Source organism: Pirellulales bacterium, from assembly GCA_019694435.1.
In the GTDB taxonomy this organism is placed as follows: Bacteria; Planctomycetota; Planctomycetia; order Pirellulales; family JAEUIK01; genus JAIBBZ01.
This window is the reverse complement of record JAIBBZ010000001.1, coordinates 95,327-115,772: the sequence shown is the minus strand read 5'-3', so window position 1 is coordinate 115,772 and position 20,446 is coordinate 95,327. Positions and strand designations below refer to the sequence as shown.

The window sequence follows — 20,446 nt, the reverse complement described above, 5'->3', positions numbered from 1 at the left end:
AGGGGAGGACCCGTTGAGCCAGACCTTGAGCACGGCAAACGAACCGCTGGTGAGCCGCGAGACGGACGGCGCCGTCGTCCGGCTGCTGCTCAACTGTCCGCAGCGGCGCAACGCGCTCTCGCGACGCATGCTCCAATCGCTGCGCGACGAGCTGGCCGAGTTGGCGCCGCGCCGCGAGATCAAGGTCGTCGTCCTGGCTGCGGCCGGGCCGGTGTTTTCTGCCGGACACGATCTGGCCGAGCTGAGCGCGGCCTCGCCCGCAGAATTGGAAGCGATTTTCGCGCTCTGCACCGAGGTCATGGAAGCGGTGCGTCTGGGGCCGCAGATCGTCGTGGCCGAAGTGCAAGGGCTCGCCACGGCCGCCGGCTGCCAGTTGGCCGCGACTTGCGACCTGATCGTGGCGGCCGATACGGCCAGCTTTGCCACGCCGGGCGTGAAGATCGGACTCTTCTGCTCGACCCCGGCAGTGGCGCTGAGCCGCGCGGTGCCGGCTAAGAAAGCCCTGGAGATGCTCGTGACGGGCACCCCGTTGTCGGCGGCCGAAGCGCACGACTGTGGCCTCGTCAATCGCGTGGTGGCGGCCGGCGAATTGACCGCTGCGACCCGGGCGTTGGCCCAGCAAATCGCGGCGGCCAGCGGCGAGACTCTCCGCATCGGCAAGCGCGCCTTCTACGAGCAACTGGCGCTCGATCGGCCGCAGGCCTATGCGACCGCGGGCTGCACGATGGTGTGCAATGCCCAAACAACCGATGCCCAGGAAGGCATGCGCGCGTTTCTCGAAAAGCGGCCGCCGCGATGGACAAGTTAAGCGCGCCGGGCGCGAGCGACCCGGTGCGCCGCCCGGTGCGCTCCACCGATCGGTCGCCGTTGCCCCAAGCCGCGCCTGCGATGCGCTCGCCCGCGCGCGTGGCGCGGTTCGCCGTCGCCCTGGCCGTTGCCGGGATGTGCATCGTTCACAGCTTCTATTTCGCCGCCGGCCCGTATTACGACGACTTCGAACACCGAGCCCTGTTGCAGCAGGTCGCCCGGGGAGACCGTAGCCTGGGCGATTTTGTCTGGGCGCCGCACAACGAGCACTTCATTCCGCTGTGGCGGTTGTGGTACTACGCCAGTTGGACCTGGTTTCGCGACTTTGATCCCGCGTGGCACGTGGCCATGTCGGCCGCGCACCTGGCGATCGGGCTGGGTTTGTTTGTGTTGCTGCGCCGTTATCTGAGCGATCCCCGGGCGGCCGCGGCGGGTGCCTGCGTGTGGCTGCTGGCCGCGATCGGCAGCATCGACAATCCGTTGTTGTGGATTTCCGCCTCGCATCTTTCGTTAGGGCTCGCCTGGATCGTGGGCGCCATGGTTTGCCAGACGCGCTGCGCGGGGCCGCGGCCGCGGCGATGGGCGCTGGCCCTGGGCGTTTGCATGGTCGGCGCAGTGACCACCATGGGCACGTTATGGCTCGTCACGCTCGTCTTGCCGGTTCAGGCGCTGCTGCTCGAACGGCGAACGGCGCACGCGCCTGGGGATCGGGCCAGGCGGTCTTGGCCCTTGGCGGTTTGGCTGGTGACGTTTCTCGTGCTCGGCGCCTGGACGGTTCCGCTCGCGATTGCCGCGCCGTCGGCACACCACCTGCCGATCGAACCCGCGGCACTCGTGCAGGCCGTGGGTCGCGCGTGTGCGAACTTCGCCGTCGCGTGGACGCGGCTGTGGATCGGCCAGCGACCGATCCCGCCGACGGCGCAACTCGCCATGGAGACCGTTCTCGTGTTGGGTTTGATCGCGGCCCTGGCCATTTACTTGCGCGTAAACGTGCGGCTGCTGGCCGTGCTGGCCGTGCTGTGTCTGCCGTACACGATTCTGGTGCACCTGGCCCGGCTGGATATCCCGGCCGAGAACGTGCTCGATTGGGGGCGCTACGGTTATGTGCCCACGTTGGCCTGGTGTGGGGTGCTCGCGCTCCTGGCAGACCGCGCGGCCGTCCGCTGGGCCGGTCGCGGTGAACGGCTGCGCACGGCGCTGGCGCTAGCCGCCGTCGGCGCCCTGGTTTGGTTGGCCTGGGTTCAGGTGGGGTTGGCGCGTTCGAGCGGCGAACGGTTTGCCGAAATCGAACGCGACATCGAGAAGCAGGTGCGCGAATACCAACCGGCCATGATGGCGCTGGCCGGGCAGGGCGACCGGCTGGGCCATCCAGTGCGGCTGCTCGAAATCCCCCTGGGCCGACCGCATGTGCCAAAACTGTCGACGGTGGTCGAGTGCCTACATCGCCGGATTGCCGGTCGCGTCCAGGTCACGTGCGCCGAACGCTATACGGACGACGATTTTCAGGCCGCGCTCGCGGCGTTACGCGCCGCCGGCAGCGATCCGGTGTTGCGGCAATGGGAGACGCTGGAGCTTGACGCGCATCGACTCGCGGTAACTTTTCGCGATAATTCTCGCCAAGGACTGCAGCAGTCCCAGACTGTCGAATTCGAAGTCGACAGCGATCAGGCATTCGTGTTCTATCGCAAGTTCATTGCCTTTCACTTTCCGCACGGATTGCCCGGCGTGCGCATCGTCCTGCGCCGGAGCGCTAGACCCGTCCCTTCGAGCTAAGGAGATCTCCTGATGCGACGCCGCGACTTTTTGCAACTCACCGCCGCCGCGACCGCAGGTGCCACGTTCGCGCCGCTGCGCGCCATGGCCGGCCATCATCACGGGCAGCTCTGCGGGCCCGGGTTCGCGACGCCGGCTGAAGCGATCCGTGCCCCGCGCGAAAAACTGTTGTACGTCGTGGCGCTGTACGCGGGCACGCCCGTCAACAAGCCCGACTATCTGGCGACGGTCGACGCCGATCCTGAGTCGTCGCGCTATGGCCAGGTCATTCACCGGCTGCCGATGCCGAACGTCGGCGACGAGCTGCATCACTTCGGCTGGAACACTTGCAGTAGTTGCCATGCCGATCCAGATAAGGCGCGCCAGTATTTGATCGTGCCGGGTCAGCGCTCGAGCCGGATTCACATCGTCGATGCTTCGGACCCCGCGGCGCCGCGGATGCACAAAGTGATCGAGCCCGAGGAGATCGCCGACAAGACCAGTCTCAGCGCGCCGCACACGGTGCACTGTTTGCCGACGGGCCAGGTGATGATCTCGATGCTCGGCGACGCCCAAGGCAACGGGCCCGGCGGGTTCTTGCTGCTCGACGAGAAGTTCGACGTGGCCGGGCGCTGGGAGCGCGACGCGGCAGGCATGAAGTTCAACTACGATTACTGGTATCAGCCGCGCCACAACGTGATGGTGTCGAGCGAATGGGCCGCCCCGAATACCTATCGCCTGGGTTTCAACCCTCAAGAAGTCGCCGCCGACAAGTTCGGACACCAGATTCATTTCTGGGATTGGCAGCGCCGAGCGATCACCCAATCGATCGACTTGGGGGACACCGGACGGATTCCGCTCGAGGTGCGGTTCCTGCACGATCCCGACGCGGTACACGGCTTCGTCGGCGCGGCACTGTCGAGCACGATGTGGCACTTTCACCAGGCCGGCGATCGCTGGCGGGCCGACCAGGTGATCGCGGTCGAAAACGCCACGCCGCCCGGCGCGAAAGACGCCATTCCCGGGCTGATCACCGATCTCTTGGTGTCGATGGACGATCGCTACCTGTACTTCTCCAACTGGTTGCACGGCGACATCCGGCAATACGACATCTCCGATCCGGCGACCCCGAAGCTCGTCGGCCAGGTTTGGACCGGCGGGCTGTTGGGCAAAGGACAACAGGTCGCCGGCCGGCAGCTCGGCGGCGGGCCGCAGATGCTGCAACTCAGCCTCGACGGACGCCGGCTCTACGTGACCAATTCGCTGTACTCGAGCTGGGATAACCAGTTCTATCCCGACATGGCCCGCGACGGCTCGGTGCTGCTCAAGATCGACTGCAATCCCGAATCAGGCGGCATGCAGATCGACGACCGGTTCGTCGTCGATTTCGGCCGCGAGCCGGAGGGTCCGGCGCGGGCCCACGAAATGCGCTATCCGGGGGGCGACTGCACGTCCGATATCTTTGTGTGACCGTGCGCCGCGGCGCGCGGCGATAGCACCGTCGTACAGGATGACGAAGCGATGTTGTTGCCCTATTGGCCCTCCCTGCACGTGCGGTGGCGGCTGCTGCCGCACATGCTGGTCACGATGGCCTACGCGACCGGCGTCCAGTTGGTGTTTTCGTTGACGCACATGCCGGCGTGGAACGCCGGCGAGCGTTTCGGCGGCTTGCTCGGCGTGGTGCTGGGCGTGCTGCTGGTGTTGCGCGTGAACGCCGCCAACGAGCGCTGGTGGGAAGCCCGCAAGCAATGGGGCCAGCTGATCAACGATTCGCGCAACCTGGCGCTCAAGGCGCTGGCGCATGCCAACCCCGACGCCGCCGATCGGGCCCGGTTGGCCTGCCTGTTGCGCGAGTTCGCCTTTGCCTTGCGCGATCACCTGCGCGGGATTGAACCCCTCGTTACCCCCTCGCTGGCCACGCGGTTTTCGACGAGTCATGTGCCCGGGCGCATCGCAGGCGAGATTCACGAGTTGCTCGACCGTTGGAACCAGGCCGGCAAGCTCAAAGACAGCCTGTGGCCGCTCGACGTGCATGCCCGCAGCCTGATGGATATCTGCGGCGCCTGCGAACGCATCCGCAATACGCCGCTGGCGTCGTCCTATCGGGCGTTGCTGCGGTGGGCCATCGTGCTCAACGTATTGGTCGCGCCCTGGGTGATCGCCGACGACATCGGTTGGTGGAGCGTGCCGGTGCTGACCGTGGGCTTCGCGTTCTTGCTGGGGGTCGAGCTGACGGCCGAAGACGTCGAAGAGCCGTTCGGCGACGATCCCGACGATTTGCCGCTGGAGAGCTATTGCTGCACGATCGAGCGGTTCGTCAACGAGACGCTGGCCCGTCCCAGCTCGACGACGTAGGACTCGGCAGCGGCGTCGCGGCCGACAGCAGCGCATGGGCCAGGGCCCCCAGCCCGATGAACCCCAGCCCGGCCAGCGCCTGCCAGAACGACGAGACCAGCATGCTGCCCAGGAAGAACACGTAGAACGCGGCAAACAGCGCCGGCGTGACCGGGTAGCCCCAGGTGCGATAGGGGCGCGGCGCGTCCGGCCGGCGCAAACGCATCACGAACACCGCCACGACCGCCGAGAGATAGAAGATCGAACCTCCGAACACGACGTATTCGATCAAGATCTGAAACAGCCGCTTGTTCTTGTCGGGACTCAGCTCGTCGGCCAGCAGCAGCATCCCGGCCCAGGCCGCGAGGCTGATAATCGCCACGGCCGGCGTGGCGAATCGCGGGTCGATGCGCTTGAGCAGGGCCAGCCGCGGATAGTCGGCCGCCACCGAATACAGCACCCGCGGGCCGACGAGAATGTTGGCGTTCAGCGCGCCCAGCGCCGAGATCACGAGCACCGAGAGCAGGCACTGTGCACCCCAGGGCCCCAGCAATGTGCCCGCCACGGTGGCCGCCGTGTTGGGCAGCGTGCGGATCTGTTCGCTGGGCAGCGTCAGGTGATAGGCCGTGTTCGCGGCGGCGTACAGGCCGATGACGATCAACACACCCAGGACCAGCGCGCGGGGGACATTGCGGGCCGGTTCGTGAACTTCTTCCGAGATCACGGTTACCATACCCCAGCCGTCGTAGGCCCAGGCGATGGCGGCCAGTGCGACGCCGATCTGCACCAGGATCGAATCGTCGATTTGCGCGGGCCAGACCGGTGCCAGATGCTCGGTGCTGGCGCGGCCCAGCGCCAGCGGCAGCACAGCAAGAATGAGGATGGCCGCGCCCTTGATGAGCGTGGTCAAGGTTTGCACGGCGCTACCGAAGCGCGTGCCGAGCACGTTGACGGCCGTCAGCACGACGATCGTGCCGGCCGCGACGGCGACGACGGTCCCCTTGAACCACGGTGGATCGGCGGTGGCTCCCGGCGCGACGGCCACGAGCCGCACCAGGTTTTCGGCCACCACCACGGCCAGCGCCGCGATGGCGCCGCTGCGCATCACCCAGAACTCGGCCCACACCCAGAGAAACGCCCAGCGCCGGCCGTACGCCTCGCGCAAAAAGACGTAGGTGCCGCCGCCCTCGGGCAGCAGCGCCGCGAGCTCGGCCAGGGCCAAGGCGCCGCAAAGATTGATCACGCCACAGCCGATCCATAGCGTGAGAATCAGGCCGAAATAGCCGCCGGTGCCCTGGGCCACGAACGAAGGCATCAGAAAAATGCCGGTACCGATCGTCGCCCCGACGACCAGCGCCGTGGCGCCGAAGAGTCCCAGCACGGGCTGCAATCGAGTCGACGGTCGGGCTTCGGTGGGCGGCGACATGGCGTCAGCATATCGCTCCCGTGCGGAAGCGGCATCCGTTCGCTTGCTCACCATGTGCGGACTATATTCGACCCATGCCCGATCGTCCGGAAGATATCTGTCCGCGGCTCGACCTGGTGCCGCCGCAGCCGACCCAGCCGCTGGTGCCGCCGATCTATCCGGCCGTCGTCTACCGCTGCGCCGACCCACAGCAGGCAGCCACGCTGCTGGCCGGCGACGAAGAGGGCTATATCTACAGCCGCGACGGCCAGCCCAACGCCGATCTGCTGGCGGCAAAGTGCCGGGAGCTGCATGGTGCCGATCGCGCGGTGATTTGCAGCTCGGGCATGGCGGCTTTGGCGACGGTGCTGTTGAGCGGGCTGACGCAGGGCGATCACGTCGTGGTCAGCGACAAGCTCTACGGCCGCAGCGGCAACCTGTTCACGGGCGAAGCCGGCCGCTTCGGCATCGACAGTACCGTGGTCGATGTGACCGATTTGCCAGCGGTCGCAGCCGCGTGTACCGAGCGCACGCGGGTGATCCTGGCCGAATCGATCAGCAATCCGCTGCTGCGGGTGGCCGACGTCAAGGCCCTGGCCGAGATCGCGCACCGTCGCGGAGCCCGGCTGCTGATCGACAACACGTTCGCCAGCCCGATCGCCTGCCGCCCGTTGGCGCTGGGGGCGGACCTGGTGATGGAAAGCCTGACCAAGATCATCAATGGTCATAGCGACGTGATGTTGGGATTGCTCTGCGGCTGCGAAGCGGCATGGGATCGCGTGCCACACGTGGTGACGACCTGGGGTTTCGCCGCGGCTCCGTTCGATTGCTGGTTGGCGGCCCGGGGACTGTCGACATTGGCACTGCGGGCAGCGCAGGCCGGCGAGAACGCGGCCCGCGTCGCAGCACACCTGGCCGGCGATCGGCGCGTGGCCCAGGTCCTTTATCCAGGTTTATCGAGCCACGCGGATCATGTCCTGGCGCAGCGACAGTTCGAAGGTCGCTACGGGGCCATGGTGACGATCGTCGTGCCGGACGGCTCGGAGGGGGCGACGCGCTTCATTCGCGCGGCCCGGCGCATTCCTTTCTCGCCTTCGCTGGGCGACCTGGCCACGACGCTCAGCCATCCCGAATCGACCAGCCACCGCGGGCTGTCGCCCGACGAGCGCCGTGCGGCAGGCATTGACGGCGGCATGCTGCGGCTGAGCATCGGCATCGAATCGGCCGATTCGATCCTGGATGCGATCGAGGAGGGCCTCGCTGCACTTTGAAGCGAGTTAGGTGATATCACGTATGGCGGTGTAACGCGGCCGGCCTTCTCTGCGCTACTTGGGTAATGAAGCGCCCACTAAATCCCGGTATTTTCGCGGGCTGCGACAATCGGACGGCCGGCTTCGCTTGACTTGAGCCGGCAACGCCCCGATTCTGATCGAGTGCGTCCGGGTCGAGCCTTCCTCCGTCACCATCATCGCTAGCGCCAGCTTCGAGCCCCGCCGACTTGCCCGCGAAGTGCCCAAGGCGAGCATTCCTTCGCGTCGATAAGATCTGGGGCTTATGCCGGTTGAAGGGAAGCACATCATGACCGCACCGACTCAGATGGCGCCGACTCCGACTGACGCTTCCGCCGGCGAACCCGTTGCCCCGTTGCTCAAGCACCATCGTTCGATTCACGGCGGCGCCAAGTCGCTGCATCTCGATTACCCCGAGACCACGCGGCCCATCCAGTGGTCGTGGCCGTACATCGTCGGGATCGGCGGGGTGCACCTGCTGTCGCTGGCCGCGCTGTCGCCGTGGCTGTTTTCTTGGAGCGGCGTGGTACTGACGTTGCTGGGGCTGTACGTCTTCGGCACGCTGGGCATCAACCTGTGCTATCACCGCCTGTTGACGCATCAGGCGGCCGTCGTGCCCAAGTGGCTCGAACACATCTTCGCGATCCTGGGCGTTTGCTGCCTCGAAGACACGCCTGCCCGCTGGGTGGCGATCCACCGTCTGCATCACCGCGACTCGGATGAGCAGCCCGACCCGCACTCGCCGTTGGTCACTTTTTTTTGGGGCCATTGCGGCTGGCTACTCGTCAAGAACCGTGGCGTGAACAACCTCGATACTTACGATCGCTATGCCCGCGATATTCTCCGCGACCCGTTCTACTTCGGCCTTGAACGTCACCTGATGTGGCTGGTCGTGTACGTCGCGCACGCGGCCGTATTCTACTTGGCGGGGCTGGGCGTCGGCTGGGCGACGACCGGTAACCTCTGGTCGGGCGTGCAGCTTGGCACGAGCTGGCTGGTCTGGGGCGTGTTCGTCCGCACCGTCCTGGTTTGGCACATCACCTGGAGCGTCAACTCGCTGACGCACCTGTGGGGCTACCGTCTGTACGACACGGGCGAGAACAGCCGCAATAACTGGTTCGTGGGCATCGTCAGCAACGGCGAGGGCTGGCACAACAACCACCACGCCGACCAGCGCGCGGCCGCCCACGGCCACATGTGGTGGGAAATCGACGTCACCTGGCTGACGATCCGCCTGCTGGCGGCCCTGGGCCTGGCCCGAAACATTGTCCTGCCCAAGATCTGGGTGGAGCAGAAGGGCTAGGAACCGGCCCTGTTCCGGTCGCCTTGCCGAGACTCGGTCTCGCTGCGGCCGGGCGTACCGCGTCCCCGGTTCGCGCCGGCTGGGCTGCCCCCCTCAACTTGGACCCCGGCGGGCGGCTACATTGAAACACCTGCCGGCCGGCGTGCGCTAAGCCTTCGGGGCGACACCCCCGTTGCGCCGCGGCCGCAGGAACGAGTGGCCTCCGGCGAATTTTCCCGCCCCGGTCTCGCCTCGCATGCAACGTCCCGAAGTCGTGATCACCGGCATGAGCGTCATCAGCCCCATCGGCGTGGGGCGCGAGGCGTTTTGGGATGCGCTGATCGCGGGCCGTCACGGCGTGCATCCGATTCGTACGTTCGATGCCAGCAGCCTGCCCATCGGCTGCGTGGCCGAGGTGCAAGACTTCGATCCGAAGGAATACGTCCGGCCGCGCAAGAGCATCAAGCTCATGGCCCGCGACTCGCAGTTCGCCGTGGCCTCGGCGGAAATGGCCTGCCAGGACGCCGGCCTGCTAGTTGGCGCGATCGATCCCGATCGTTGGGGCGTGGTGTACGGTGCTGATCGCATCCGTAGCGATCTCGACATGTCGGAGCCGTGCTATCGCGCGTGCATCGTCGACGGGCGTCTCGACCTGAGCCGCTTTGGCCGCGACGGCATGGCGGCGTCGTTTCCGCTCGAGTTTCTGCGGCTGCTCCCCAACATGCTCGGCTCGCACATTTCCATCGCCTGGGATGCCCGCGGGCCCAACAACACCTTGCAGTTGAACGAAGTCTCGGCGATCGAGGCCGTGGCCGAAGCGGCCCACGTGATCGAGCGCGGCATGGCCGATTGCATGTTCACTGGCGCCGCCGCGGCGCGCCTGCACCCGCTCGACCTGGTGCGCTACTGTCTGACTCAGGAAGTGGCGCGCGGAGACGACTATTGCCGGCCGTTCGACCGCGAGCGCCGAGGCACGACCTTTGGCGAAGGCGCGGCGACGTTCCTGCTCGAGACGCGCCGCCAGGCCGAGGGCCGTGGCGCTCCGATCCTGGCCACGATTCTGGGCTTCGGCTCGAGCGCAGCCGTGGCCACGGGCAACGGTCGGGCCGCGACCGACGCCATCGAACGAGCCATTCGCGCGGCGCTCGCCGACGCGCGCCTGGCGCCGGCCGAGATCGGCCACGTGAACGCCCACGGCAGCGGGACGCGCCACGGCGATCGGATCGAGGCCGAGGCCCTGCATCGCGTGCTGCCGGGAGTGCCCGTTACCGCCCTGAAAGGCTACTTCGGCCATCTCGGGGCGGCTTGCGGCGCGGTCGAAATGGCCGCCAGCCTGCTGGCGCTTCAGCAGGGCACGGTGCCCGCGGCGCTGCGCTGCGACACGCTCGATCCCGAGTGTCCGCTCGACATCGTGCAAGGGCAGCCGCAGGCGGCCGCGTCGCCGGTGGCACTGCTGTTGAATTACACGCTGCAAGGTCAGGCGGCGGCGCTGGTGCTTCGGGCCGGCTAACGGGCCAGCTACACTGGCAGTGGCCGGCACCTTCTCGGGTGGGCATTCACCGGACGGTTGGCAGCGGGGGAATATTCGCGGATGGCCGGCTTGCGCAAAGAGCTCTGGATTACGGCGCTGCTGGTCGTCTTGCCGTTGGCTTGCTACTGGCCCGTCGCCGGTCACACGTTCGTCGAGTTCGACGACACGGACTACGTGGTGATGAACCCGATGGTCCGCAACGGCCTGAGTCGGGACAGTGTCGCCTGGGCGTTTCGCGAGTCGCACAGCGCAAACTGGCACCCGTTGACCTGGCTCTCGCACATGCTCGATGTCGACTTGTTCGGCATCGAGTGGCCGGGCGGGCATCACCTGGTCGCGCTGGGCGTGCACGTCGTCAGCGGGGTGGTGTTGTTCTGGGCGCTGCGGGCCCTGCTGTTGGCCGGCGACCCGGCTTGGCTCGACACGCGCAAGCGCGGCAAGTCGGCCGGTCGCGGCGCTGTGCCGGCCATCGATCCGGTCTGGTGCTGCGGCGTCGTCGCGGCGTTGTTCTTGATCCACCCCCAGCACGTCGAAAGCGTGGCCTGGATTTCCGAGCGCAAGGACGTGCTCAGCGGGCTGTTCTGGAACCTGGCGCTGTGGGCCTACGCAGGCTACGTGCGCGGCGCGCAGTCGTGGGCGCGATATGCCCTGGTGGCGCTGTGTCTGGCGCTGGGCCTGATGTGCAAGGCGATGCCCGTCACGCTGCCGGCCGTGCTGTTGCTCTTGGATATCTGGCCGCTGGGACGATGGCCGCTCGATGTCCAGCGGCCCGGGCGCGGATGGCTGCCGCCTTGGCCCCTGGTGCGCGAAAAGCTGCCGCTGTTCGGCCTGGTCGTGCTGTCGAGCGTGATCACGTTCATCTCGCAACGGGCCAGCGGCGCGGTCGTCGATGTGTCGGGTTTGTCGCTTGCCGATCGGCTAACCAACGCCTGCCGCTCGTACCTGATCTATCTCAGGCAAATGATCTGGCCGCTCGACCTGGCGTTTTTCTATCCGCATCCGGCGCGATACCGGCCCGACTGGGACCATTTCTACGGCCTGGCGCTGCTGGCACTGGGCGTGCTCGTAGTCATTTCGGGAACGGTGCTGTGGTTCGCCCGGCGCTACCCGTTCTTGCTCACCGGCTGGCTGTGGTATCTCGGCACGCTGGTGCCGGTGATCGGCATCGTGCAGGTGGGCGATCAGGCCCGGGCCGATCGCTACACGTACATCCCGATGGTGGGCATCTACCTGCTGCTCGCGTTCGGGGCGGCAACGCTGTTGGCGCGGCGCCGGCAGGTGGCGGCGATCTTGGCCGCATTGATCGTCGTGGCCTGCTGCCTGTTGACCTATCGCCAGCAAGCGACCTGGGCCGACACGGTCGCCCTGGCCAACCAGGGTCTCAAGGTCGTCGGACCGAAGAACTACATGTCGTGGTTCATGCTGGGGGTCGTAGCCGACCGGCAAGGGCGGCTCGACGAAGCCGAGGACAATTACCGCAAGGCCCTGGCGATCGCGCCCAACAGTGCCCTGGCGATCCAGAACATGGCCAAGATCATGCTGGAGACGAAGCGTTATCCCGAGGCCGAGCGGTATTACCGTCGGCTGCGCACGATGCGCGACGCCATTCACGAGGCCTGGATCGGCGAAGCCTCGGCGCTCGCGGCACAGGGCAAATACGCCCAGGCCGAACAGCTGATGCGGAAACTGCTCGAGCGGCCCGACGGCGCGCAAGAGGCCTCCGCGATGTTGGCCTTGATGGCGGCCGAACAAGAAGACTTTCCCCGCGCCCTGCAGATCATCCAAGAGGCGATCGACCGGTTCGGCCCGGCGGGCGATTTGTTGCTGGCCCGGGGGAGCGTCTACAAGCGCACCGGCCGCTACGAGGAGGCGGCCGCCGATTTGACCTATGCCGCCGCGCACTGCAGCGACTCGGTCAAATCGCTGTATGAGCTGGCCGAAGTGCGGTTGAAGCAAAATCGCCTCGACGACGTGATCGCCCTGTACCGCCAGATGTTGCTCGCCACGCCCGGCAATTTGAAAACCAAGATGGCCCTGGCCGCGCTCTTCGAACAGGTTGGTCGACCGCGCGACGCCATCCGCGAGCTCGAAGAGCTGCTCGAGCTGCAGCCCGACCATGCCAACGCGGCCAACAACCTGGCGTGGATGCTCGCGACCCACCGCGACGCGACGTTGCGCAACGGCGCCCAGGCGGTCGCCATCGCCGAGCGCGCCGCGCGCAACCCGGTGAACGCCACGCCGGCCTTGCTCGATACGCTGGCGGCCGCTTATGCCGAGGCCGGCCGGTTTGCAGACGCGGTGCGCGCGTCGACCCAGGCGATCCAGCTCGCGCGACAGGCCGGCGACGCCGCGCTGGCGGACGACATCGCCACGCGGCTGGCTCTCTACCAGGCCGGGCGGCCCTATCATCAGCCGTAGCCGGCAGCCGCCGCCCGTCGCCGTGCCCGGGGCCGTTCACGGATCGACCGGGTTCACCGTTGCGACCGTCATCACCGGGCGCGCCGAGCGCCACAACAGGTGGCTGTTTGGCAGCAGCACCCCCACTTGGCAGCTAGAGTTGCTGGACGCTCCGGGGAATCGGCCCGGGGCCGATATGGGGGGGCCCGCCAGGCGCGGGCAGAAAGAGAAAGCCGCCATGACGATCCCAACGACCGACAATGCGTGGTCGAAAGCCGACCTGCAAGGCATGTTGACGCGCCTCGACGAATTGGAGCATCGGATCCGTTCGTTGCAGAGCAAGTTGGCCAACGTTCGTCAGGATTTTGCGACCGTCCTGCCGGCGGCGACGGTCGACGAGTATTTCAGCTCGGATGTGGCCGCTACCGACTGAGCGCCGCCACGGCATTTTGTTCCCGGCACCAGCCCCGCGACGGAATCAAGCAGCATGACTACGGCGACTTCGAAACGTTCGGCGATCGACACGGGCATCCTTCTGGAAGCGGGGACCAACGAACTCGAGGTCCTGGTGCTGCAACTGGCGGGGCAACGGTTCGGCGTCAACGTGGCCAAGGTCCGCGAAGTGCTGCCTGTCGGCGCGATCACGGCGTTGCCGCAATCGCAACACGCGGTCGAGGGCGTAGTCCGCATTCGCGATCAGGTCGTCGAAGTGGTCAATCTGTGCCGGTTTCTCGACGGCGACGTGCCCGCGGCCGAACCGCAGCCGACCGACCGGCTGCTGGTACTCGAATTCAATCGCGAGATGCTTGCGTTTCGCGTGCACGCGGTCGAGCGGATTCACCGCATTAGCTGGACGCAGATGCAGCCGATGCCGGCGTTGAAGGCCGACCACGTTCCGGTGACAGGTGTGATGCGGCTCGATGGCCGGCTGGTGTTGATGCTCGACTTCGAAACCATCGGCGCCTCGATCGGCATGGGGCGCGCCCTGATGCAGGCCGAGCACCAGCAGATCCAGTCCGTGGAACATGCTTCGGACCGAGTTTGCGACGCGCCGATCGTGCTGGCTGAGGATTCGCAGATGATCACCGCCATGGCGCTCGATGCCCTGCAAGAAGCGGGTTTCCACCATGTGCAGGCCTTTGCCGACGGACAAGCGGCCTGGGATCACCTGGCGACCTGTGCCCAACGCGCCGCCGGCGGCGACGCAAGCGCGCTGGTCGGTGCCGTGATCAGCGACATCGAGATGCCCCGGATGGACGGGCTCACGCTGGTGCGACGAATTCGCGAGACGCCGGCCTTGGCCCGGGTGCCGGTCATCTTGTTCTCGTCGATCGTCTCGCGCGACAACGAGAAGAAGGGGCAACAAGTGGGCGCCGATGCCCAGGTCACCAAGCCGCGTTACAGCGCGCTCGTGGCTCAGCTCCGAGAACTGATCGAGCAACGCGGCGCCACGGACGTCCGAACCGCCTGTTGACCTGCCGCGCTTCGCCGCGACAATCCTCGTTCACCGCCCTGCGCGTCCCGCATCAGCAGTCGCCGCCGCCTGCCCGGGAACGCCCGTCGGGTCGGCAAGGTGAGCGGAGACGTTTGGCATGTCGAATCGTGAACGTTGGATCCTCTACCCGTTATTGTTCCTCGCGTTGGGCAGTTCGCTGCGCGACAAGCTGCTGCAACGGGTCGATACCCGAGTCGTCGTCGGCCAGGAACTGCAGGTTTCGCAGGCGAAGGTCAAGGACCTGGGGGCCAGCGGCACGATCGCCTGCGATCAACTGCTGGTGCGCAAGGCGATCGAGCTGCACGGCGCCCAAGGCGAGGCGGCCGTGCAGATCGTCGTCGAGCCCGAGGGAGGCGGCATCTACCTGCGCAACGCAGCCGGCAAGGAGGTGCTCGCCCTGGGCGTCGACGACAAGACGGGCGTGGGCGTGCTCCAGACCAAGGACGAACAGTCGCATCCGCGCGTGACGATCGCCGGCATTGGTGGCGGCGGGGCCATCGTCACGGCCGCCGGCGAGCACCAGCACCTGTTGGCCTTGGAACACGATGGCCAGGGCAACGGCGTGATCTCGATCTACGACGCCGAGGGCCGCCGGTACGTCGTCCTGCGAGCGGGTCCCATGCCGGAGATTCGCGCGCCCGAGGAGGCGCAGCCGCTGAGCGAACCGGCATCCAGCGGTGACCAGCCCGCCGGCGGCGAAGCGTCCGGCGAGGACGCGGAAACCGCCGCGCCACCAGCCGCCACGCAAGATGCGGCCGCGGCCGGCGATCAACCGACAGGCACGGCCGCTCCGCGCTAGCAGCCCGGGGAAGGACGAACGCCGGCTTATCGAGCCTTATCGAGCGGTGTTCGAAGGCGCGGCAGCCTCGGCCACCGCCGCCGGTGCTCCGAAGCGATGCTCGCGGTAGAGCACCAGGCCATGCGCCGCGTGGTACAGCGCGCCGCATTCGAGCGAGTGGTCGCGCGTCAGCTCCAGCAGCTCGCAGAGTTGCACGGCCGCCTTGACCATCCACGGCTCGGCCAGCCGCTCGTGCGGCAGGGCATAGCAGCAGAACTCGAACGTGTGGCCCAAGCAGTGCAATTGGTCGGCCACCTCGTGTGCGGCGGCCGGACGCACGAAAAAGTTGGCCGAAAACGTCCCGTCGGGCTGCTGGAAGTCCCGGGCCTTGTCCAGGCACGACTGAATCAAATCGTCGGCCTCTTTCCAGGTGCCGGTCAGCTCGCGCCCCTCGGCCTTCCACCGATTGACGGCCATCGTGATGCCCGACATCCGGTGGGTGCCGCCGCAGGAGCTTTCACCCAGGTCCTGGGCAATTTCCATCGCCAGCAGCCGCTCAGTCGACCACTCCGAGCCGTCGCGCGCCTGCCACGTCGCATCGAGCGGCAGCCAGGTGCACGTCGCCATCAGCGTCCAACTGGCCTCCATACCCTCGGTGCATTCCCATTGGGCCTGGGTCAAAAGGTCCTTGAGCGTGTAGTCCTTGTCGCCGACGCGCAGCGGATGATCGATCGACAAACCGCTTTGGCAGAGATAGCCCAGCCACTGGTCTTTGTGACCCTGACCGGTTTTCGAACCGGCCTCGACAATGGCCTCGACTCCATGATCGGCCGGCCGCATGATCCAGCCTTTGAGCTGTCCGCCGCCCAGCAAGTAGTCGAGGGCCGAGACGGGCTTGCCGCCCACTTCGATCTGCAGCTGCGGGCCGAAGCACAAGATGCCGTGCACGATCTGCCAGGCCGCCTGCTCCTCGACCTTCATCTGTCGGGCACGCGTGAAGTCGATGACCGCGTCGATTCGCTGCCGCAGCGCGTCGCCCTCGGGCAGGGGCGCCGCTTCGCCCTCGGCAGTGGCCGTCGCGGTGGGGTTCTCACTTCCCGTTTCGGCCGAGTTGCGGTTGCAGGCCGGCAACGTCAACAGGCCCAGAAACACAAGTGGCAGTACACGTCGAGCGGCGGGGTGCAGAGTGCATCGAGCGAGCATAGGTCGGCAGCAAGATTCGCGAAGGGGAGCACCGTCCCTGGACAGGAGCGAGTGCCGTAGGCGACCGTGCCACGACAAACGACCGGCGGCAGCGTGAGGTTACCGCGCCTAACTGCTATCGACCAGGACGGTCGCGCGGTCCAGGCAAACCGCGGCGATTTTTCCGACCTGCTCCCCAAGCCAAGCGTGCCGCGCCGCGCGGCAGCTGCACAGTCCGCATGGCCGACACGCGCGACGCATTGCGTCGCACGGAGCGGGGGGCAGAGCCTGCTGGCCGCCCAATTGCCGAAAACTCCGCCGGTCGGCGCCGCCGATGCAAAGGCGAGAGCGGTCGCCGCGCGGCGGACGGCAGCGAAAACCCTTTGCGGATGGACGTCATGCGGCCCGACCGGCGGCGGCTGTTGCTGTTCACCACGGCCGTCATGGCCGGGGTAGGGGTGGCCAGCGTCGGCTTTGCCGTTTGGAGCCTCCGCGACCTGGTCGAGGCGTCGCTTGGCTTCGATCCCTGGCTGCACCAGCGGCTGATCAACGCCCAGCGCAATCTCGTGGCCGCCACGCTCTTAGGCATGATTGGCGGCGGAGCCTTGCTGCTCCGGGTGATTACCCCCTTTGCCGAACGGCTCGAGGCCAGCGAGGCGCGGACCTCGGCGATCGTCGCACATGCCGTCGATGGGATCCTGACGATCGATGCGTCCGGTACGATCGGCAGCATGAACCCGGCCAGCGAGCGGTTGTTCGGCTACGAGGCGGCGGCCGTCGTAGGGGCGCAGCTCAGGCTGCTGGTCCCCCGGCTCGAGGGCGAGGCGCTGGCCGCGACGATCTCGCCGCGCTGGCCCGAGCAGGACGGGACGCCCTCGTTCCAGGCCGAAACTGGCCGCCGTCGCGATGGCAGCCACGTGGCCCTGGAGATCTCCGTCGCGCGGCTCGGCGACCTGGTGCCCGTCCAGTACACCCTCGTGCTGCGCGACGTGACCGAGCGGCAACGGGCCGAGGACCAGTTACGTATTCAGGCCGAGGCGTTGCGCTCGGCCAACGCGGCGCTCGAGGCGCAGACCTGCGAATTGCAGCGGATCAACCACGAGCTGAACGACTTCACCTATATCGCCTCGCACGACCTCAAGGAGCCGCTGCGGGGGATCGCCGCGTATTGCCGGATGCTGGCCGAGGACTCGGCCGACCAGCTCGACGACGAAGGCCGGCGGCGGCTTGAAACGCTCGAGCGCCTGGCTCTGCGCAGCGAGCGGCTGGCCGGCGACCTGCTGACCTATGCGCGGGTAGGCTGTTGCCGGCCCGAGCTGGGACCGGTCGCGCTCAGCGAGGTCGTGGCCGACGTGCTGCAGACGCTCGAACCGTTGCTGCACGGTGCGCAAGCGCAGGTCGAGGTGCCGGCCGAGTTGCCGGTCGTGCGCGGCGATGCGACCTTGCTGGGCGAGGTGTTTCGCAACCTGGTCGCCAACGGCGTGAAGTTCAACCGCGGCGCGCCGCGCATCGAGATCGGTTGCGACGTGCGGGACACTCCCACGTTCTGGGTCCGCGACAACGGCATCGGCATTCCGGCCGAGCATCACGAGGCGGTGTTCGAGATGTTCCGCCGCTTGCATCGCCGCAGCGAGTTCGAAGGCACCGGCGCGGGGCTGGCCATCGTCCGCAAGATCGTCCGCGCCCACGGCGGACGCACCTGGCTCGAATCGGCGCCCGACGCCGGCACAACGGTTTACTTCACGTTGCCGCAGTCGTCCGCGCCGAGCTCCGACTCGGAGGCCGGTAGCCCCCTGTTGGGCCCGCACTTTGCCACGTTGGTGCGGCCCGGAGCCGAGCGGCCCGGCGTCACAACCGGCGAAACGTGAATTGATCGGCCCTGGCGCAAGGCTAGAATTCCAATGCGGTTGTGCAGTCGCGTTTGCCGGTTGCCGAGTATGGCTGACGGTGCACCGGCCGGCGATCAAACAGGGTGGGGACGAGTTACGTAGCAATCATTGAACCGGCCGCCGCGCGGAATTGCTCGCCAGGCAGCACGCGCCGCGGTCCGGCCAGACGGATGGAAGGGTCGGCAGATGATGTTTCCGCACTTCGACTGGATGTACTTGGTGATGATCGCGCCGGCGCTGTTGCTGGCGTTTTGGGCCCAGGCCCGAATTCGTTCGGCCTATGCGGCCGGCATGCAAATCCGCGCGCCGATGAGCGGCGCGGGCGCTGCTCGATATGTGCTCGATTCGGCCGGCTTGCAAGACGTGGCGATCGAGGAGGTTCCAGGTCACATGACCGATCACTACGATCCGCGCCACAAGGTGCTGCGGCTGTCGAGCGATGTGTACCGCTCGCCGAGCCTGACGGCCGTGGGCATTGCCGCGCACGAGGCGGGCCATGCGATCCAGGATGCCCGTGCCTATGCGCCGCTGGTCATCCGCAACGCCGCCGTACCGATGGCCAATATCGGCAGCGGCCTGAGTTCGCTGGTGTTGATGGTCGGGCTGGGTGTGTTCTTCTCAGGCATGGCCAAGCTGGGGTCGTTCATGATCGTCGCCGCGATCGTGATGTTCGGCGCATTCGTGTTTTTCCAGCTGATCAACCTGCCGGTCGAGTTCAACGCCAGCACCCGTGCCAAGCAGCAGCTCGAGGCGCTAGGCATCGTGAGCGCCGACCAGATGGTCTATGTGCGGCGCGTGCTCGACGCGGCCGCGTTGACCTACGTCGCGGCCACGCTGCAAGCGGTCCTCACGCTGGCCTACTATCTGATGCGCTTCGGCGGCCTGGTCGGCGACCGGGATTAGCAGCCCGTTGAAGAATTCAAGGGGCTGCTGGATTGCAAGGACGCGATCCCAAAATGACGACGCAAGTCGTGATTTTGCGAGCCGCGCGGAGCTTCGCTCCGCACTTGGCGAGATTGAAACAGGCCACGACGGCCTATTTCAACGGGCTGTTAGGCCGCGGCCTTACTTCCGCGCCCGGGGATGGCGCAGCGGCAGCCATTGGCCGCCGGCCTGGCTGCTGGCGACGCACTGCTGGATGAAATACATCCCCTCGACGCCGTCGTTGATGTTCGGGAAGACCGTGTTGGTCCGTTCGAAAGCCGCGCCGGTCGCCCGCTGGGCCATGGCGTCGAACGCCGCGCGATAGACGTTGGCGAACGCCTCGAGGAACGCCTCGGGATGGCCGCTGGGGAGCCGGCAAGCCGCCTTGCCCGACTCGTTCATATACGCCGCATTCGGGTCGCGCGTGTAGAGCGCGTGCGGATGGCCGTTGCGGCGATAGACCATCACGTTCGGCTCTTCCTGGCGCCAGGCGAGCGAGCCCTTGGTGCCGTCGATCTCGATGAACAGATCGTTCTCGCGGCCGTGGCTGATCTGCGACGCGGTCACGGTGCCCAGGGCTCCGTTCTCGAAGCGCACGACCGCGTGGCCATAGTCGTCCAACTGCCGGCCCGGGGCGAAAGTCTTCAGGTGGCAACTGACCTCGGCCGGCAACAGGCCGGTCATATAGCGGCCGAGGTTGTAGGCATGCGTACCGATATCGCCGAAGCAGCCGGCGGCGCCGCTCTTGCTCGGGTCGGTCCGCCACGCGGCCTGTTTCTGGTTCTCCGACTCGAGCCGCGTGCGGAGCCAGCCCTGGATGTAGTTCGAGCGGACGGCGTTGACCTCGCCGAGCTCGCCGCTGGCGACCATTTCCCGCGCCTGGCGCACGAGCGGATAGCCCGTGTAGTTGTGCGTGACGCCGAACACCACGCCCGAGCGGTCGACCGCCTCGGCCAGTTGTTCGGCCTGGGCCAGATCGAACGTGAGCGGCTTGTCGCACATCACGTTGAAGCCGGCCTCGACCGCGGCCTTGGCGATCTCGAAGTGCGTGTGGTTGGGCGTGGCCACGGAGAGGAAATCGATCCGCTGGTCGGCCGGCAGTTTCAGTTCGCCGTCGATCAGCTCGCGATACGAGCCGTAGGCCCGTGCGGCGGGAATGTCGTAGTCGGGCGCCGAGTCTTTGGCCTTCTGGCGATCGCTCGACAGCGCCCCGGCCACCAGCGCGGCGCGGTTGTCCATGACGGCTGCCGTGGCGTGCACGCGGCCGATGAAGGCCCCCTGGCCGCCGCCGACCAGGGCCATCCGCAGTTTTCTTCCCAAAGCTCCGTTGGTGGGCATCGTTCGCTCTTTCTAAGCTGGCATCGCGGGGTGCGTTCCATCG

At 67.0% G+C, this 20,446-nt stretch carries 16 protein-coding genes; 13 read left to right on the top strand and 3 right to left on the bottom strand.

Annotation, left to right across the window (positions count from 1 at the left end; all coding sequences use genetic code 11):
- The first annotated feature begins 13 nt into the window (after nucleotides 1-13).
- From K1X74_00415 to K1X74_00400, 4 genes are read left to right on the top strand one after another with little or no spacing between them, the layout of a single operon-like run.
- The gene (locus tag K1X74_00415) at nucleotides 14-808 is read left to right on the top strand and encodes an enoyl-CoA hydratase (GenBank protein MBX7164782.1); all 795 of its coding nucleotides are present in this window, start codon (nucleotides 14-16) and stop codon (nucleotides 806-808) included.
- Nucleotides 796-2,580, top strand: coding sequence for a hypothetical protein (locus K1X74_00410; protein ID MBX7164781.1), 1,785 nt, complete (start codon nucleotides 796-798; stop codon nucleotides 2,578-2,580). Before K1X74_00415 ends, K1X74_00410 begins: the two co-directional genes overlap by 13 nt.
- A gap of 12 nt (nucleotides 2,581-2,592) precedes the next feature.
- Entirely contained in the window at nucleotides 2,593-4,029 is a 1,437-nt protein-coding gene (locus K1X74_00405) for a selenium-binding family protein (GenBank protein ID MBX7164780.1), read from the top strand.
- A gap of 51 nt (nucleotides 4,030-4,080) precedes the next feature.
- Nucleotides 4,081-4,914: a hypothetical protein gene (locus K1X74_00400; GenBank protein ID MBX7164779.1), complete on the top strand. Its 834-nt coding sequence runs from the start codon at nucleotides 4,081-4,083 to the stop codon at nucleotides 4,912-4,914.
- On the opposite strand, the gene K1X74_00395 is transcribed toward K1X74_00400, so the two are convergent.
- Entirely contained in the window at nucleotides 4,877-6,319 is a 1,443-nt protein-coding gene (locus K1X74_00395) for an amino acid permease (GenBank protein ID MBX7164778.1), read from the bottom strand. The genes K1X74_00400 and K1X74_00395 overlap by 38 nt on opposite strands.
- A 74-nt stretch (nucleotides 6,320-6,393) precedes the next feature.
- Here K1X74_00395 and K1X74_00390 point away from each other — a divergent pair, with 74 nt between their 5' ends.
- The 7 genes from K1X74_00390 (at nucleotide 6,394) to K1X74_00360 (ending at nucleotide 15,091) form a co-directional block, all read left to right on the top strand.
- Nucleotides 6,394-7,569 (top strand): aminotransferase class I/II-fold pyridoxal phosphate-dependent enzyme, encoded by a 1,176-nt coding sequence (locus K1X74_00390; GenBank protein ID MBX7164777.1) that lies wholly within the window; start codon nucleotides 6,394-6,396, stop codon nucleotides 7,567-7,569.
- Between the two features lie 307 nt (nucleotides 7,570-7,876).
- Entirely contained in the window at nucleotides 7,877-8,890 is a 1,014-nt protein-coding gene (locus K1X74_00385) for a fatty acid desaturase (protein MBX7164776.1), read from the top strand.
- Between the two features lie 889 nt (nucleotides 8,891-9,779).
- Entirely contained in the window at nucleotides 9,780-10,379 is a 600-nt protein-coding gene (locus K1X74_00380; GenBank protein ID MBX7164775.1) for a hypothetical protein, read from the top strand.
- 81 nt (nucleotides 10,380-10,460) lie between these two features.
- Entirely contained in the window at nucleotides 10,461-12,818 is a 2,358-nt protein-coding gene (locus K1X74_00375; GenBank protein MBX7164774.1) for a tetratricopeptide repeat protein, read from the top strand.
- 217 nt (nucleotides 12,819-13,035) lie between these two features.
- Nucleotides 13,036-13,230 carry a hypothetical protein gene (locus K1X74_00370; protein MBX7164773.1) on the top strand — a complete coding sequence of 65 codons (195 nt, stop codon included), beginning with the start codon at nucleotides 13,036-13,038 and terminating at the stop codon, nucleotides 13,228-13,230.
- Between the two features lie 54 nt (nucleotides 13,231-13,284).
- Nucleotides 13,285-14,271, top strand: a complete 987-nt coding sequence (locus K1X74_00365) for a chemotaxis protein (GenBank protein MBX7164772.1) — start codon at nucleotides 13,285-13,287, stop codon at nucleotides 14,269-14,271.
- Nucleotides 14,272-14,389: 118 nt separating this feature from the next.
- Nucleotides 14,390-15,091: a hypothetical protein gene (locus K1X74_00360; protein ID MBX7164771.1), complete on the top strand. Its 702-nt coding sequence runs from the start codon at nucleotides 14,390-14,392 to the stop codon at nucleotides 15,089-15,091.
- 36 nt (nucleotides 15,092-15,127) lie between these two features.
- Here K1X74_00360 and K1X74_00355 read toward each other — a convergent pair whose 3' ends face one another.
- Nucleotides 15,128-16,222, bottom strand: a complete 1,095-nt coding sequence (locus K1X74_00355; GenBank protein MBX7164770.1) for an ADP-ribosylation factor-directed GTPase activating protein isoform b — start codon at nucleotides 16,220-16,222, stop codon at nucleotides 15,128-15,130.
- 428 nt (nucleotides 16,223-16,650) lie between these two features.
- Here K1X74_00355 and K1X74_00350 point away from each other — a divergent pair, with 428 nt between their 5' ends.
- On the top strand, nucleotides 16,651-18,120 hold the full coding sequence (locus K1X74_00350; GenBank protein MBX7164769.1) for a PAS domain S-box protein: 1,470 nt from the start codon (nucleotides 16,651-16,653) through the stop codon (nucleotides 18,118-18,120).
- 210 nt (nucleotides 18,121-18,330) lie between these two features.
- Nucleotides 18,331-19,044: a zinc metallopeptidase gene (locus K1X74_00345; protein MBX7164768.1), complete on the top strand. Its 714-nt coding sequence runs from the start codon at nucleotides 18,331-18,333 to the stop codon at nucleotides 19,042-19,044.
- 162 nt (nucleotides 19,045-19,206) lie between these two features.
- Here the strand turns inward: K1X74_00345 and K1X74_00340 are convergent, their stop codons facing one another.
- A complete protein-coding gene (locus tag K1X74_00340; GenBank protein MBX7164767.1) occupies nucleotides 19,207-20,367 on the bottom strand; it encodes a Gfo/Idh/MocA family oxidoreductase in 1,161 nt (386 codons plus the stop codon).
- Between the last annotated feature and the right edge of the window lie 79 nt (nucleotides 20,368-20,446).

Excerpts from the sequence above, each read along its gene's own strand:
- K1X74_00410 (MBX7164781.1), top strand. The coding sequence starts at position 796 with ATGGACAAGTTAAGCGCGCCGGGCGCGAGCGACCCGGTGCGCCGCCCG.
- K1X74_00405 (MBX7164780.1), top strand. The coding sequence starts at position 2,593 with ATGCGACGCCGCGACTTTTTGCAACTCACCGCCGCCGCGACCGCAGGT.
- K1X74_00400 (MBX7164779.1), top strand. The coding sequence starts at position 4,081 with ATGTTGTTGCCCTATTGGCCCTCCCTGCACGTGCGGTGGCGGCTGCTG.
- K1X74_00395 (MBX7164778.1), bottom strand. The coding sequence starts at position 6,319 with ATGTCGCCGCCCACCGAAGCCCGACCGTCGACTCGATTGCAGCCCGTG.
- K1X74_00390 (MBX7164777.1), top strand. The coding sequence starts at position 6,394 with ATGCCCGATCGTCCGGAAGATATCTGTCCGCGGCTCGACCTGGTGCCG.
- K1X74_00385 (MBX7164776.1), top strand. The coding sequence starts at position 7,877 with ATGACCGCACCGACTCAGATGGCGCCGACTCCGACTGACGCTTCCGCC.
- K1X74_00375 (MBX7164774.1), top strand. The coding sequence starts at position 10,461 with ATGGCCGGCTTGCGCAAAGAGCTCTGGATTACGGCGCTGCTGGTCGTC.
- K1X74_00370 (MBX7164773.1), top strand. The coding sequence starts at position 13,036 with ATGACGATCCCAACGACCGACAATGCGTGGTCGAAAGCCGACCTGCAA.
- K1X74_00365 (MBX7164772.1), top strand. The coding sequence starts at position 13,285 with ATGACTACGGCGACTTCGAAACGTTCGGCGATCGACACGGGCATCCTT.
- K1X74_00360 (MBX7164771.1), top strand. The coding sequence starts at position 14,390 with ATGTCGAATCGTGAACGTTGGATCCTCTACCCGTTATTGTTCCTCGCG.
- K1X74_00350 (MBX7164769.1), top strand. The coding sequence starts at position 16,651 with ATGCGGCCCGACCGGCGGCGGCTGTTGCTGTTCACCACGGCCGTCATG.
- K1X74_00345 (MBX7164768.1), top strand. The coding sequence starts at position 18,331 with ATGTTTCCGCACTTCGACTGGATGTACTTGGTGATGATCGCGCCGGCG.
- K1X74_00340 (MBX7164767.1), bottom strand. The coding sequence starts at position 20,367 with ATGGCCCTGGTCGGCGGCGGCCAGGGGGCCTTCATCGGCCGCGTGCAC.